The sequence below is a fragment of the Pollutimonas nitritireducens genome, assembly GCF_002849615.1.
GTDB lineage: Bacteria > Pseudomonadota > Gammaproteobacteria > Burkholderiales > Burkholderiaceae_B > Pollutimonas > Pollutimonas nitritireducens.
In genome coordinates this window covers 1-14,873 of sequence record NZ_PDNV01000001.1, presented here as the reverse complement: position 1 = coordinate 14,873, position 14,873 = coordinate 1, and the positions used below count along the sequence as shown (strand labels likewise).

The window sequence follows — 14,873 nt, the reverse complement described above, 5'->3', positions numbered from 1 at the left end:
TCATGCGTGCGATCCTGGCTTCAGTAAGCGCGGCTGGGCTGGCGGCATTGATTGCCGCCCCGGCAAACGCGCAACGCCAAACCAGCACGGCGCCGGCGACGCAAGAAAGCGCGTCGCCCACCGTCATGACGCTTAGCCAGGCCTGGATGGCCGCGCTGCAGCATGATCCCACCTATCAGGCCGCCGTCAGCGAACGCGAAGCCGGCCAGACCAACAGGGCCATCGGCCGGTCGGGCCTGCTGCCGCAGGTCAGCGCCTCGCTGGGCCGCAACAAGGTGCGCGGCACGCTGGACAGCCCCACCGCGCGCGGCGACGTGCTGCGCGAAGACCTGGACTATATGTCCCACACCAACGAAATACGGGCCACCCAGCCCATTTTCGACTGGAGTCGTATTGCGGAATACCGGCAGGGCCACGCCCGCGCCGACTACAGCTTGGCCGTGTTCGACACCAAGGCCGCCGACACCTCCGAGCGCCTGATCAACCGCTACTTCCAAACGCTGTTGTCGTACGAGAACGTGGTGCTGGCCCAAAGCAAGCTGCAAGCCAATGAAAAGCAGATCACCGCCGCCCAGCGCCGCTACGACAGCGGCGAGGGTACGGTGACCGACGTGCGCGAGTCCAAGTCGCGACGTGACCTGACCAAAGCCGACCTGATCCAGGCGCAAGACGCCTTGATCGTGGCGCGCCGCGAGCTGCAAGAGATGATAGGCCGTTCGCCCGTTGCTTTGACGACGCTGAAGGGTGCTTTCCAGACCCAGCCATTGGTGCCCGGCGCCTTGTCGGATTGGCAGGCCATGGCCATGGTGGGCAACGCCGAGATACGGTCCGCCCAGCAAGGCCTACGTATTTCGGATCTCGAGGTGGATCGAAGCTTTGGCGGCCACCTGCCCACGCTGAATATCGTGGCCGCGCGGCGCGATGTCTCCAATGAAACGCTCTCCACCCGCGACCAGGACGCCACCACCAACTCCTTCGGATTCCAGATTTCGCTCCCGATCTTTTCCGGCGGACTGACCAGTGCACAGGTCAGCCAGTCGCGGCATAACCGCGACCGCGCGGGCCAGGAACTGGCTGCCGCGCGTGAACGCATAGCCGTGGAGGTAACGCGTCACTACCAGGGTGTGGTCAGCGGCACGCAGCGAGTCAGGGCCTTGGTGACGGCCGTGGAGTCCACCGAATCGGCCCTGAAGGCCATAGAGATGGGCTACCAGGCCGGCACGCGCAGTATTGTTGACATCCTGGATGCCCAGGATCAGCTTTATCGCTCACGCCTGGACTTGATACAAGCCAGGCTGGAATACGTGCTGGCGCGGTTGATGTTGTCGGGCGCCGTCGGCGGTTTGGACGCCAAGGTCATCAACGCGGTCAGCAAGACGTATTTTGGTCCGGAAAAAGTGGTGCTGGGTTAACCGCGTTCGCCATCCAGTGAAATGGCCGGCCCCAAATAGACATTGCTGATGCGATCGAACTGGACGCTTTCCAGTTCGCCCACGGCACTGGCCAGCTCCATATGCGCCAGCAAATATTCCAGACGCGCCTTCACCAACTGGTACTTGGCCTGATACAGCTTATCCTGCGTCTTGAGCACATCAAGATTGCTGACGGCGCCATAGAGAAAGCTTTTTTCGGCCGAATCCAGGCTTAGCTGGCTGGATTCCACCGCGGCCGCCAGTGCATTGATGCGCTCGGCGCCGCCTTGCACATTGGTGTACTGACGCGTAATGGTCGCCTGCACCCGTTCACGTGTTGCGTCCAGTTCCTGCTGCAGCCGGCGCCGATCCAGGTGCGCCCGCGACACATTGGCCGTGTTGTACCCGCCGGTGAAGATCGGGATATTGACCTGGATGCCGACAATGAATGTGTTGCTGCGCTGGCTTAGCGTGGACAGGTTTTCACTATCGGCCTTGCCGTAGCTGGCCACCAGATCCATCGTCGGAAAGTAACGGCTGGCGGCCCGGTCGACTTCGGCATCGGCTACGCGCACGGCTTCCTGTGCGGATCGCACGTCCGCGTTATTGGCGGCGCGTTCCAGCCACTGCTGCAGACTGGCCGGTATCAAGGGCAACAAGGGAAAATCCCGAGACAAGCCGGCGACTGTACTCACGGGCGCGCCCACCAATGCCTGCAATTCGCGCGCGGCCACCCGCAATCGATCGTCAGCCGCAATCACGTCGGCGCGGGCCACGGCTAGCCGTGCTTGTGTTTCCTGCACATCGGTGCTGGTTCCCTCGCTCTGCCGGTACCGGGCTTCCAATGCCTGGGCTTGCGATGCCAGGGATTCTGTCAGCGCACGCTGCAGTCTCCAGTCGTCGTAAGCCAGAAGAAGATTGAAATAAGCCGTCGCCAGCCGTATGCCAGTTTCCTGCTGCTTGACGGCAAACACGGCGCTGCCTTGCTGCGCCCGCGCCGCGCCACGGCGATACGTCGCATAGCGTTCATAGTTCAATAGCGGTTGTTGCAGCTGTATATAGGCATTGGTGGAGTCGTAGCTGACGTCCGACGATAAGCGCCGGCCCATATAGGGCTGCTCGATGGTGCCCGTCACCTTGCTACGCCAATAGCCAGCCTGCACCTGTGGCAATAGCACGGAACGCCCTTGCTGCCGTTGAGTCTGCGTCGCAGCTTGCTCGCTGATGGCGGCCAGATACGTGTGATCGTGCTCCAGGGCCAAACGCCAGGCACGGGAAAGGTCCACGGTACCCGGTATGGACAGGGTCGATGCACCGTGTTCGACCGTCGCGATGCCGTCGGGTAGCGGGCCCAGCCGATACTTGTCGGGAATCGAGGCGGTCTGCGCCTGGGCGGGGAAGCCAGTGACACTGCTCAACGCAAAGGCAATGGCGACCGATAAGGCGTGGAGACTGCAGTCCCGGAGTTGGGGCATAGATTGAATACCTTCGCGACCAAAGTGCGGGTCACGACTCGGCATTACGCATACACGCCCACACAATCACCATCGTCAACACAAAGAAAATTATCCCGTTATTGCGCCCCAGAATCACCTGGCTCATGCCAAACATAAAGTACGACGCCAGTAAAGACGACCCGCAAAGAGCCAGCGCCTTGACCGGGAGGTCGGGCGAACGCAAGCGCTTACAGAAGTACCAGAAGGGCAGCAGATACATCGCCAACAGCAAGCCCAATCCTATCACGCCCTGGAACAACAACACCTCAAGGTAGTTATTGTGCGTGTTGGCCATTTCCAGCATGTATGGGTCGACCTTCTTTTCCGCCACCAGGCGTTCAAGCTCGGCCCGGGAGTCTTTGTGGCTCCAGCCAAGCAGCGGGCGTTGAGGGATAAGAATGAAGGCGGTGCGCCAGACCTCCAGGCGCGCGCCCACCGACGACACGGCGGCGTCCTTGCCGACGTATTTCGTGGCCATGTATTTGTCGACCTCGGTCACGGCCAGGTCGTAACGCTCTTGCACACCCGTTTCCGGTATGGAAAACACCACTCCCACCGCAATTACCAGTCCGGCAAGCCCCATGGCCGCATGCTTGATGTTGCGTCGATGCATGAAGGCATACAGGAAGACCAGCAGTACCGGCGGAATGGCCAGCCAGCTTCCCCGACTGCCTGACGCCATCACGGTATAGATGCTGGCCAGGACACCAATCAGGAAAGCTACGCGCCAGTGGGTGGCATACCGTCCCTGTGTGCCGGCCCATAGCATGCCGGCAATACAGAACAAGCCGAAGACCAGGCCGATGTTGCCAAAGTGAATAATGTTAAGGAAACCGGACGCCCGGTCATCACCCAGCCAGTGCAACTGCCACGCAGCAATGCCATTGGACAGCACGACGCCAATGACCACGCTGGCCCATAGTAGCGGCAGCCTGGGCGGCATGGCCAGCAGCATCAGCATTATGGGAATGGCCATGATCAGGCGACTGGTCTGATCCAGCGGCTTGGGGCTGTCGTTGTGTAGCCACACCGCCAGCACCGACCACAGGAATACCGCCAGCAGCGAAAAGATGATGGCCTTGTCTTCACCAGTAAGCGTAGGGAAGGGGTGTCGGACCATGAAATATACGCCGCTCAGCAGCAGCGTCATCGCACCATAGGAATAGCCCGACGGGATGGCAAACATCAAGGAGAAATACAGGAAGACGCCTGACGACGCCAGTATGGGCAATAGGGTGGTTTTCAAATGGCTTTCTATCATTACTGCTGAATGACGTCACGGTTGCTGGGGATCTGATTATAGTCAGGGCCACGCTGGACGCGGTCGCCATTCCCTAGCTGATCTAGCGGGCAGGGGTCGTATCCCGCTACTGGCTATATCGATCTATGGCTTGACTCGGGCGATCGGCTGTCTGCCGCCAGACGCCGATGCACATCCAGGTAATGCAGTTCCGCCTTCAGTTTCTCGTGGTGGCTGATGGAATCCAGAATTACGCCAACAGCCAATAGTAAAAAGGCTATCGTTTCGAGTGCCGCTGCCAATACGGCCGATGGCACATGCGTTATGTACTGGGTACGGAACCAGTCGTCGAACACCGGCACGGCGGCTACTATGCCGGCCACGGCAAACACCATGCTCATGGCCATGAAGAAAACCATGGGACGGTAGTAGCGCAGAATCTGGGCAATCGTAAAGATCACCCGGGCGCCATCGGAAAAAGTATTCAGTTTGGATACACTGCCCGCCGGGCGGTCCTGGTACTCCACAGGCAACTCGGTAATTCGCATTCGGCGATGCAGGGCATGCAGCGTCATGTCGGTTTCAATCTGGAAGCCTTCCACAAGAATAGGGTAGGTCTTGACGAAAGAACGGTTGAACGCCCGATAGCCGCTCATAATGTCGACCAGCGAGGCGTTGAACAAGCGGTTGACCAGCCGCTGGACCAGCGCGTTGCCGAAGTTGTGCAACGGCCGCTTGTTCTCTTGCGCGTAATGGCCGCCAGAGTGCCGGTCGCCCACCACCATGTCCGCATCCCCGTTTAATATAGGCCGCACCAGGTCATGAACGCGATGGGCGGGATAGGTGAGATCGGCATCGGCAATGACATACACGTCGGCTTCGATATCCAGGAAGGCGCGGCGCACCGCATTGCCCTTGCCCTGATTGGGTTCATCAATGACTTTGCCCAGGGCGCACAGGCGTTGCAGCGTATCGGAAGCGACCCGGCCTGTGGCGTCTTGCGAGTTATTGTCGACCACCACAATATGTGCATCGGGCATCTCGGCATGAAATGCCTCGATGGTGGCGGCAATGGTCTGTTCTTCGTTGAACGCAGGTAAAACAATAGCAATTCTAGGCAGCATTGATTTCATCAGGTTAGGCGTTCCAGGCTTAGGCGCACTGATACAATTGTAGCTTTTTCCCCATGCTGGATCTGGCGCCCCCATGCTAATCGATTTGATCAGGGTACATGCCATAGCAAGCGCATTCCTGTTGCACTGCGCCGTTGTCGGATTCGCCCTGCTGAAACCCATGGATCTATGGGAGTCCGGTAACGCAGCAAACAGCAACCGCTACCTTAAATGGTTCTTCGCCATCAGCATAGGCTGCCTGGGCAATATTGCGGTGCTTTTCGCGCTGGGGATGGCCGGCTGGTTCAGCTTTCCCGCCATAATGGGCTTGAGCCTTGCAATGCTGCTGGCGGCGCTGCCCCTTACGACAAAACAAATCCGCGAACTACAGATCTTCTCCGGAGTACCGCGCGGCCAGGTCATGCTTGACGCGCTGATCCTGCTCACACTTCTATTTACAGTATTGATCGTTGCCTTTCATCCGCCCGGGCATTGGGACGACACGATGTACCACCTGCCCTTGGCCCGGGACACATTGCGGCACCAGGGCATCGTGCTGAACGAATACCTGCGCTTTCCGCTGTTCCCGCAAAACATCAACCTGTTGCTGGCACTGGGCCTGATGTTGCGGGGCGATGTGATGGCGCAAGCATTCGCGTCCATTCCACTCTTCGTCATGGGCCTGGGTTTGATGGGCGCCGCAAGGTGGATCATGGGCTCGCCCTTGGCGGGCGCCATCGCAACCGTTGTGCTGTTTACGCTGGGGCCCATCAAGTCCCCTCTGGGGTATGCCTACATCGATAATGGACTGGCCATGTTCTGCTGGGCGGCAATGCTAGCGCTTGCGCTGTGGGCCAGCAAAGGCAAGGAAAGGCGGTCGTATAACTGGCTGATTGTTGCAGGCCTGCTGGCCGGCGGCGCGGCCGGCAGCAAATATTTCGGCGGCGTGTTCGCAGTCTTGCTGGGCAGCTACTTGTTGATTGTTCGCCGCGACTGGAAGGCATCTGCCGCTTATGGGGCAGCGGTATTGGCGGCGGGAAGCTGGTGGTATATAAGAAGCTTCGTGGTCTCCGGCGACCCTTTGCACCCCGCGGGCGGCGAAGTCTTCGGCTACTTTCTTTGGAACGCCGAAGACCTGCTGAGGCAGCAATCGGAGCAAGCGATGCACGGCGTATCGTCCAATCCCCTATACCTATGGGCGTCGCTGAAGGAAGCCAATGTTGTCGCGTGGGCACTGGCCTTTGCGGGCCTAGTGTTCAGGAATACACCCACGCCCGTACGCGCCTTGCAGTTCACCTTCCTGGCTTATTTCATCTTCTGGTTTTTCGTGACGCAAGTAACGCGCTATCTGGCACCCATCTCTGCTGTCGGCACGTTTCTTTCGTTCTATACCTTGTACCGTTGCTATGCGCTGGTGTCGGCAAAGACGCGCGCAAAGTGGATAAGGAACAGGGGCGCCGTGGCGAGCTATCTGCTGCTTGCCTTGCTGACCAGCTATGCGGGGAATCGCTACCATAAGTACCATGGAGAGATGGCAGAGTGGAACGCGATTCTGGCGAAGGAACCGGGTTACCAGCTATTCTCGAAGGCGAATACGCTAATTCCGACCTATGGGCCACGACTGGTGCAATTGGGCTTCGAGAATGCCGTTTATTTTTTTGATGGCACAGTCATTGGGGATTGGTTTGGTCGCGGGAGATATAGCAGTATGTTGGATTGCCGAGTGGGGCAGTGTAAGCCTGTGGATGCAAAATTGATGAGGCAGCAGATGATGAAATTCGGTAGCCGGATGCTGGCGATTTCGACGGAGCAATATTCCGATTTCGAACGAGTCGATTATGAGGAGGACTTCGATCTAGTGATAGAGTCCGAGGACGGTATGCTTTTGTATATAAATAATTGGGAAGCTCCAAACAGCAATTAATCCGTTTGTGCACTGGCGGTGCCTTTGACGTTACGCAGGTAGAAACCACATAAATTGAATCCTGTAACGCAGGCCTTTAAGTGGTATAACGCAGTCCGTCAGCCCACTATCACTATATCTCGCACTTCTCTTTATGCCCTCTATACTGGTGAGAGTTGCGACTTACAGTCATTCTGTCTTTAACGTTTGATTAAGACTTATGCGTCCAACTCCTGGGGGAGGCGGCATGTTCGAGATACCACAATGCGAACTTTGTTAAACTACACAGCAGCCACCGAAATCGGGTCGGTTCCGGTTCTAGTGACTAAAGGCTCTATGTGATATTTGCGTAGAGCCTTTTTATACGCGCCTGTGTCAACTGGGCCAAAAAAACCACAAGGTCCGCAATATTGGTATCCTTTACGGCAAAATGAATCAATTATCGGCAACCAAGATTGTCGGAGTCGATAGGAGCCAATCCGTGAGATCTAAGCATGTCGTATACGATCCCGGAACCGGACGTCACAGTGGCTCTGGCGACTATTGGTGCAATCTCGTAAGCAATGGGATGGACGCCCCCACTCGTACGGCATCAATGTGTCAAAGTAGAGGTGTTAAGCCACCACTTCAACCGAGAGAGGCGTCCACCATGAAGATTAAAACCGTTGGTATTGACCTGGCAAAGAATGTGTTCCAAGTTCACGGTGTAGACGAGCGCGGCAAGACTGTACTCAGGAAACAGATAAAGCGTGACCAGATGGCGAGTTTCTTCATAAATTTGCCGACCTGCCTGATCGGAATGGAGGCATGCGGCAGCGCTCACTACTGGGCTCGTAAGTTGCAGGCAATGGGTCACACAGTGCACTTGATGGCACCGCAATTCGTCAAGCCATATGTCAAGAGCAACAAGAACGATGCGGCCGACGCTGAAGCCATTTGCGAAGCAGTTGGGCGACCTTCAATGCGATTCGTTCCGATCAAAAACATTGAACAGCAGTCCGTTCTATCGCTACATCGCGTCCGCCAGGGATTTGTGAAGGCTCGCACTGCGCAGGCCAACCAAATCCGTGGCTTGTTGGGCGAGTTTGGGCTGGTGGTCCCGCAAGGTATCGCATACGTCACTCAGCGCGTGCCCGAGCTGATCGAGGATGCCCTCATCGAGCTCCCAGGTTCGTTTCGTATCCTGATTACTCGACTGCTGGAGCATCTACAATTGTTGCATCGTCAGATCGATGAGATCGAAGCGCAAATTAAGGCTTGGCACCGCAGCAACGAAGCAAGTCAGCGCTTGACGCAAGTGCCAGGGGTCGGTCCGATAACAGCTACGGCCTTGGTAGCCACCATCGGCGACGCAAAGAACTTCGATAACGGGCGTCAGCTTGCAGCTTGGCTTGGTCTCGTGCCGCGACAACACTCCTCCGGTGGTAAACGGAACCTCTTGGGAATGAGCAAACGAGGTGATGCCTACCTGCGGACCTTATTGATTCACGGAGCAAGATCCGTCATCTATCGTGCGATGCAGAAAGCCGACCCGAGCAACTGGGTCTTCAACGTGGCAAGTCGTCGCAATAAGAATATTGCCGCCGTTGCGCTAGCCAATAAAACCGCTCGCACGATCTGGGCGCTGCTCATCCATGACAGACAGTTCCGGCTCGACTACCGGGCCGCGAATGCGGCCGCTTAGTCAAGCCGGTTCATCGCAGTAACCGAGGTTCACACGAAGGAGCACAGACCACCGATTGCTCAGGCGATCAGCACGTTGATGGCACGACAGGTTAGACCGTGGTTGGCACAGCCCTCGCCGGACGAGGCACTGAGAGTGCGTGTAAGCGATTGGGGCGCCGACCAGCAAAACCCATCAGGGACAGCAAGTTTATCTTGCAAGCAAAGTCCGAATGTACGGGTGCAATCTTCCTACCTTGCTACGACGAACTGGAAGCTTGACAAACGGGGGCGTCCATGTACGTCCGGCTAAACCATATTGAGTCGGCCCTGAATAATTGCTTGAAGCCCGCATTCATGCGGGTCTAGGGGTAATTTCTGCTGTGAGAAATTGCAGGATTTGAGATAATACAGGCTCGTTTTCCTGCAAATAATTCCGGGTTTTTCAATGGGTCCGACGCCTTTAACGCCACAAAGTGGCCAGTTGTTTGGTTATCCGCTACGCGAACACCTCAAGCTGAACCATCCCTTGATCCAATTGGCTGATCTGATCGACTGGGATCGCGTTACGGCGGTGTGCACAAAAAGCTTCATTTCGGGGCTCGGACGTCCAGCCACTTCACCGCGTTTGATCGCTGGCCTGCTGTATTTGCAGCACGCTTTTGATCTGTCCGATGAGGACGTCGTGTGGGGCTGGGTGGAGAACCCGTATTGGCAGGTGTTCACGGGAGAGACGTACCTGCAAACTGAGGTGCCCATTGACCCCTCGAGCCTGACGCGCTGGCGTCAGCGCTTGGGCGAAGCGGGCCTGGAAGAACTACTGGCGGCTACGATTGCCGCCGGCCAACGCAGCGGCGCGCTGCGCACGAGCAGCCTGAAGACCGTGATTGTGGACACCACCGTTAGCCCCAAGGCGGTGGCGCATCCGACCGATTCGCGCTTGCTCGAGCGCAGTCGCGAACACCTGGTCAAAGCCGCCGGCGAGTGCGGCCTAAAACTGCGCCAGAACTACAACCGCGACGCGCCACGCCTGGCGATACAGGTCGGGCGCTACGCCCATGCCCGCCAATTCAAACGCATGAACAAGGCGTTGCGTACCTTGCGCTCACGGGTGGGTCGCGTCTGGCGCGACATCGATCGCCAGAAGGAGCAGGTCACGGGGGCTGCCCGCATCAAACTGGATGACCTGATGGCGCGTACGAAACGGATTCTGGAGCAACGCGCCAAAGACAAAAACAAGCTGTATGCCCTGCATGCACCGGAAGTCGAGTGCATCTCCAAAGGCAAAGCCCGAACGCCCTATGAGTTCGGCGTGAAGGTGTCGATCACCACGACCTTGAAAGAAGGCTTTGTGCTGGGCGCGCGCTCCATGCCGGGCAATCCGTACGATGGCCACACCTTGCCCGAAGCGCTGGAACAGGCGGCGATCCTGGCTGACGCGCCCATCCACACGGCTATTGTGGATAAACGTTATCGGGGCGTAGAGGTGCCTGGCATTCGAGTTTTACGATCCGGCCAGCGCCGCGGTATCACCAAGGGCCTGAAAGCGATGATCAAACGGCGTAGCGCCATCGAACCGACCATCGGACACATGAAATCAGAGGGCAAGCTCGGGCGTAATTGGCTCAAGGGCGCACTGGGCGATGCCGTGCACGCCATTCTGTGCGGAGCCGGCCACAATATCCGCCTGCTGCTGCGCCGCCTGCGGCGTTTTTACGCTCTCATTTTTACGTTGCTGTCGTGGCCCAGTCAAAACCGGTACGCTGATGAACCTGCTTTGATCCAGCAAAACTGATTTATTCAGGACCGACTATTGACACGCCCGCGTAAAGCGGGCGTTGTCGTTTGGTGTGCAGTGGTCGGTCGCCAGTTATGCGGCAGCAGCTCGTCGATGCGGCTCGCCGGCTGTGTGGGCAGGCGCGTCAGTACGTCCTTTAAGTGAATTACTCCAGCAGGAAATTAGTGGAGCCGCCATCCTCTACGATCTGCCGCTTGAGCTCAAGATGGCTTTACCGGACGCATACGCAGTCTCGGCAAAAATCGGAAGTGCTGTGAATGCTTTCCAGATTGGCAGATAACATTTGGTTGAATAGTGAGAACCGATGTCCCTAATACTCCACGGGCAACCCTGGGGCGTGCTGTGCACGAACTAGAACAAAAAGCCAGTGTCTGACTTGGTGGAACCAGCTCGGGTTATGCCTCAAATGTCAAGGATTCAGCAGAGACTTAATGTTAGACGTTCGAAATGTTTCTGCAACGAGGCCGAGCCGCGGTTGTGTTTGAGGCTCTTACAAGACGTAATGCCGTAGTTTGGCAGGGCTATTGGAAAGCGCCGTCGATCATCTAGAGCTTGAAAAACATTCATAACTGATGCGATCTAAATGGCGGCGACATGAGCTGGATCGATGACATCGTTTATCGGCTATAAACGGTAAGCTGATTTCCTCACTTGGATTGAACACTTATCTCAACTAATCCAATACCTAATTGTCTGTCATCGGGCCCAGTTCCCAACGATTTAGGAGAAGTAGGAACAGGGACAAAAATTCTTAATGTTTTGGATCGTTTTGGGTTGGTAAAGCTTAAAACCTTCTCCTGTTGCTCAGTGGAGTTCAAGGAAAATCGCGATACAGATTCGCCGACACTTGCGACGAAATCTTTGTTCACATTGGGGCCATAAGCGCGTGCGATTAACCTAACGTCAAACTTTTCCGGAAGAGGTGTGGCGAACTCGAGGGTTACGATCCTACCTAACGACCAAGTTCCCCAAGGCTCTGCATGAGCCAGTCCTAATGTTTTAGAAATGACCCCGGGCCAACTGAACTTCCTGAAATCAATCGTGTTTGTGCCTTTGGCGCGAGCGAGCGTAAATCCGTACATTGATATTTGGTGGAAAGTGTTTTTGGGTAAGGGGTGATTACCGATAATTAAAGCCCATTCCTTATCGTTGGGAAGTTTCGATATATCATAGGCCGAATCTCGCGGAATCACTTCTATAGACGCTTTAGGATTATCTAGATGAAAAGCAGCGCGGAACAATCCTACGGGCTCGGAACCGACGACTACAACCTTGCTTAAGTCCTCTGCTGGAAGATATTGCTTTGTGAAAAGACCGGCTTTATCATCCGCGTCAGGAATTAGCCGGTATCTTTGATCTTGTGTAATGTTGACCGCAGAAACAATAACGAAAAATGGGAGCGCAACATAAAGATATATTTTTACGCTGTCTTGTCCTCGTCGCGGCCAGAGTAACCAAGCCAAAAGTGAAACTCCGCCGTAAATTAAAAACACTGTTGTGTTGGCATGTATGCCTCGGAGTTCTGGACTGTCAACCGCTGTAGGAGCATAAGGCGTCATGCCGGTGTATAGAGCATAGCCACTCAAAACAAAAATAATCCCTCCTGCGAGATAGCGTAGATAACTCTGTTTACAAGTATGATTGATAGAGATTGCGCCGGCGGCGATTATATATAATAAAGGCAGCGCAAAATTATAATAACGCATATGCAGTCGGTAGGGCGACTCGTAAGAGCTGCTGTTGGCCACCCATGCAGTAAAAAGCGCAACAACTAAAATGAGATTAAAGATTAAAAGAATCGATAAAATTGATAGTCTGTCGAGTGAGTTGCTCGATGTCTTGCTGGAAAATTGTCGGACGAAAAGCGTCGTCGCAACAGTAAGTGGAATACCATACAAAATGGTAAGAGCTAACAGATGGCCCCAGAGACTTTTTACGGTCAACCATGTCAACTCAAAATATCGATCAGCGTCAAGGGTGGTTGACTGCGCTACCGAACCGTAAAAAGAACCGAAAAGAGTGATCCCAGATGCTCCCGCGAGAGCATACCCAATTAAGATTTTTACAGTGGCTGCAGCGGCCGAAAAAATCAATATTGTTTTGGCACTATCTGCTATGGAACATTCTTTATCTTTATAACCGAGATATAGTATGTATACTAGGATAGCAGGAGCAAAGAAAAGGGAGTGTGGCTTTATTAGCGCCGTAAAACCATAGACAGTACCGATACATGCCCAGTTCCAGCTGACTCCCTTGTTGGCAATATTGGTTCTTAGTAAACACCAAGTAAAAATCCAGAAACCGAGAAAGTACAGACTTTCTGGCATAAAATAGGCGGTGTAACTATTGAGTGGGCTAGTAACGGCTAAGAATGCTACAACTAATGCGGTAATGTTGTTCGTAACGGTTTTCGCGGTGAGGTAAATAAACGGTGCGGCTGCAACAAAAAACAGTGCATTTAGTATTTTTGCGCACTCAAGGAACCCGCCACCGCAGTAATTGGTAAATCTGTATAGTTCTAGGTATAGATAGTTGGGGATCGCAGAATCACTTAAGGGAAGAAGTCTCGAAAACTTACTATAAAAATATTCGTCCGCGAAGACAGTAGGATGCAGGCCAGTGTTCCGTAATACGAGCAATAAAAAAACTGCACAAGTTAGTGCAAATAATGCTGTTCCAACATAGCGATTGATTGAAGTGTCGTTTGTCATATATCAATTGTTATTAAATCATTTACAATCAATAATCGAATGTATTGTAAAAACCAATAATGTTATCTATTGAACAGCTGGCGGGTGTGCCGGTAAGATTTAAAATAGTGTAATATGTTTTCATGAATCCGTGCTGTAATAAGACAGCTTAGATTATCGAAATTAATTTATCGGAAGTGGCGAGCACTCTCCGAAGGCATGAAATTGTAGATCGATTCAATTTTATCGGAGTTGAAGAGCCAAGAGAATACCACGCTTGTCTGTTTTATCATGCGCCACGTGTACGGGCCATCCTTCATCAATATTCCTCCAGCACAAAGGCATCTGCTCAAAGATACCTAATGACTCACTGGGCAATACGAGTGCTTAGATCGGAGTTACAGGAGGTTTGCCGCGAAGCGATGTTGCGGATTACGAATAAGAAAAAGCTGTAGCGGGTGAGCGAGGAGCGGAAGTCAAGAGAAGTCGCCAAGCACTCCAGGCTGGCCGACCCACTGTCTTGATAGCCACGTTATGCTGATGCTCAGCATTTCCCCCATTGTGTACAAGAAGATGATGAGGGCTGCGTCCAAGAGCACAGGCGGTAGTTGCCGAGCGATCAAAGTCATGGTCGTGGAATCATCATTCTTGGGTAACGGGTGGTGATTTATCTGTACTCCCGGAATAATATGGTGACCGGTCTTACCCCTATCAGGCAATATCGGCATGCGATGGTACGTAAAATGAATGGCTTAGTATGATCAATCTTTAAGTAATCAAATCAAATTGGCCTGCGCAGTGGAGGGTTCGGGCAATCTTTATCGGCATGATGCAGCGCCGATTCGGCTTGTCGCTCTATGCTTATGGAGCGGCATAGCCCTTCACGATAATGTGGCAAGCCTCTTGCGCAGCTACAGGGTCGACGCGTCAAGCTAGAGCTGTGGGGACTGATTGAAACCGTCATTGCCCGGTATGCGACAGAAGAGCGCTTTAATTGAATTCGATCGACAACTTGGACTGGACAGGGTTGAATAGCGTTACAATATATGTCGGGTTTAAAGAATTAAGGCATGTCTGCGTATGCGGCGAACGCATCTGGCATAATCGAGAGGAAGTAAAGATATCAGCTCTTGCACTGTGGCCCTTCGCTCCTGAAATTATCCTAAATTGTCCAACCACGTGATGAATGTAAGCCCTAAAATTGCTGTTGTAATCCCATGCTATAAGGTATACAGCCATATATTCGATGTAATAGATAGAATTGGCCCGGAGGTCAGTCGGATTTATGTAATTGACGACTGTTGTCCCGATCGGAGTGGAGATTTGGTCGAGCAGAGTTGCATGGAGGAACGGGTCATCATTCTTCGCCATACAGAGAATCGGGGTGTCGGAGGAGCCGTCATGACGGGATACCAAGCAGCCATTGACGATGGCGGTGTTTGTCAACAATGATGTCCGCTTTTTCATGCAACAAGCTTCATGGTTTCCGGTAGCTCTTCATTGACCTTATCCGGGTTGAGCCAGACCTTGTCTATGCGCTTCCAGTTGCGCACGGTACGA

General features: G+C 54.3%; 9 protein-coding genes and 1 pseudogene. 5 read left to right on the top strand and 5 right to left on the bottom strand.

Annotated elements, in window-relative coordinates; genetic code table 11:
* The first annotated feature begins 2 nt into the window (after window positions 1-2).
* Complete coding sequence (locus tag CR155_RS00050; RefSeq protein WP_102067971.1) at window positions 3-1,412, top strand: TolC family outer membrane protein; 1,410 nt, start codon at window positions 3-5, stop codon at window positions 1,410-1,412.
* On the opposite strand, the gene CR155_RS00045 is transcribed toward CR155_RS00050, so the two are convergent.
* The 3 genes from CR155_RS00045 to CR155_RS00035 all read right to left on the bottom strand — a co-directional run bounded on the left by CR155_RS00045 (window position 1,409) and on the right by CR155_RS00035 (window position 5,272).
* On the bottom strand, window positions 1,409-2,887 hold the full coding sequence (locus CR155_RS00045) for a TolC family outer membrane protein (protein WP_158238219.1): 1,479 nt from the start codon (window positions 2,885-2,887) through the stop codon (window positions 1,409-1,411). The two genes, CR155_RS00050 and CR155_RS00045, sit on opposite strands and share 4 nt — an antisense overlap.
* Before the next feature lie 31 nt (window positions 2,888-2,918).
* Entirely contained in the window at window positions 2,919-4,154 is a 1,236-nt protein-coding gene (locus CR155_RS00040; protein ID WP_158238218.1) for an O-antigen ligase family protein, read from the bottom strand.
* 128 nt (window positions 4,155-4,282) lie between these two features.
* Window positions 4,283-5,272 carry a glycosyltransferase gene (locus tag CR155_RS00035; protein ID WP_102068392.1) on the bottom strand — a complete coding sequence of 330 codons (990 nt, stop codon included), beginning with the start codon at window positions 5,270-5,272 and terminating at the stop codon, window positions 4,283-4,285.
* An 82-nt stretch (window positions 5,273-5,354) separates the two neighbouring features.
* Between CR155_RS00035 and CR155_RS00030 the strand changes: the two genes are divergently transcribed.
* The 3 genes from CR155_RS00030 to CR155_RS00020 all read left to right on the top strand — a co-directional run bounded on the left by CR155_RS00030 (window position 5,355) and on the right by CR155_RS00020 (window position 10,620).
* Complete coding sequence (locus CR155_RS00030) at window positions 5,355-7,184, top strand: glycosyltransferase family 39 protein (RefSeq protein ID WP_102067968.1); 1,830 nt, start codon at window positions 5,355-5,357, stop codon at window positions 7,182-7,184.
* Window positions 7,185-7,812: 628 nt separating this feature from the next.
* Window positions 7,813-8,847 (top strand): IS110 family RNA-guided transposase, encoded by a 1,035-nt coding sequence (locus CR155_RS00025; RefSeq protein WP_102067967.1) that lies wholly within the window; start codon window positions 7,813-7,815, stop codon window positions 8,845-8,847.
* Between the two features lie 426 nt (window positions 8,848-9,273).
* Window positions 9,274-10,620 carry an IS5 family transposase gene (locus CR155_RS00020; protein ID WP_102067966.1) on the top strand — a complete coding sequence of 449 codons (1,347 nt, stop codon included), beginning with the start codon at window positions 9,274-9,276 and terminating at the stop codon, window positions 10,618-10,620.
* 5 nt (window positions 10,621-10,625) lie between these two features.
* Here the strand turns inward: CR155_RS00020 and CR155_RS20855 are convergent.
* Window positions 10,626-10,766 (bottom strand): annotated as a pseudogene (locus CR155_RS20855) (transposase domain-containing protein); the annotation flags it as partial.
* A gap of 504 nt (window positions 10,767-11,270) precedes the next feature.
* The gene (locus CR155_RS00015) at window positions 11,271-13,334 is read right to left on the bottom strand and encodes a DUF7024 domain-containing protein (RefSeq protein ID WP_102067965.1); all 2,064 of its coding nucleotides are present in this window, start codon (window positions 13,332-13,334) and stop codon (window positions 11,271-11,273) included.
* Window positions 13,335-14,495: 1,161 nt separating this feature from the next.
* On the opposite strand from CR155_RS00015, the gene CR155_RS00005 reads away from it, so the two are divergent.
* Window positions 14,496-14,765, top strand: coding sequence for a glycosyltransferase (locus CR155_RS00005; RefSeq protein WP_102067963.1), 270 nt, complete (start codon window positions 14,496-14,498; stop codon window positions 14,763-14,765).
* Window positions 14,766-14,873 lie beyond the last annotated feature (108 nt).

Bases quoted from the DNA above. Each gene is read 5' to 3' on its own strand.
- CR155_RS00050 (WP_102067971.1), top strand. From the start codon at position 3: ATGCGTGCGATCCTGGCTTCAGTAAGCGCGGCTGGGCTGGCGGCATTG.
- CR155_RS00045 (WP_158238219.1), bottom strand. From the start codon at position 2,887: ATGCCCCAACTCCGGGACTGCAGTCTCCACGCCTTATCGGTCGCCATT.
- CR155_RS00035 (WP_102068392.1), bottom strand. From the start codon at position 5,272: ATGCTGCCTAGAATTGCTATTGTTTTACCTGCGTTCAACGAAGAACAG.
- CR155_RS00030 (WP_102067968.1), top strand. From the start codon at position 5,355: ATGCTAATCGATTTGATCAGGGTACATGCCATAGCAAGCGCATTCCTG.
- CR155_RS00025 (WP_102067967.1), top strand. From the start codon at position 7,813: ATGAAGATTAAAACCGTTGGTATTGACCTGGCAAAGAATGTGTTCCAA.
- CR155_RS00020 (WP_102067966.1), top strand. From the start codon at position 9,274: ATGGGTCCGACGCCTTTAACGCCACAAAGTGGCCAGTTGTTTGGTTAT.
- CR155_RS00015 (WP_102067965.1), bottom strand. From the start codon at position 13,334: ATGACAAACGACACTTCAATCAATCGCTATGTTGGAACAGCATTATTT.
- CR155_RS00005 (WP_102067963.1), top strand. From the start codon at position 14,496: ATGAATGTAAGCCCTAAAATTGCTGTTGTAATCCCATGCTATAAGGTA.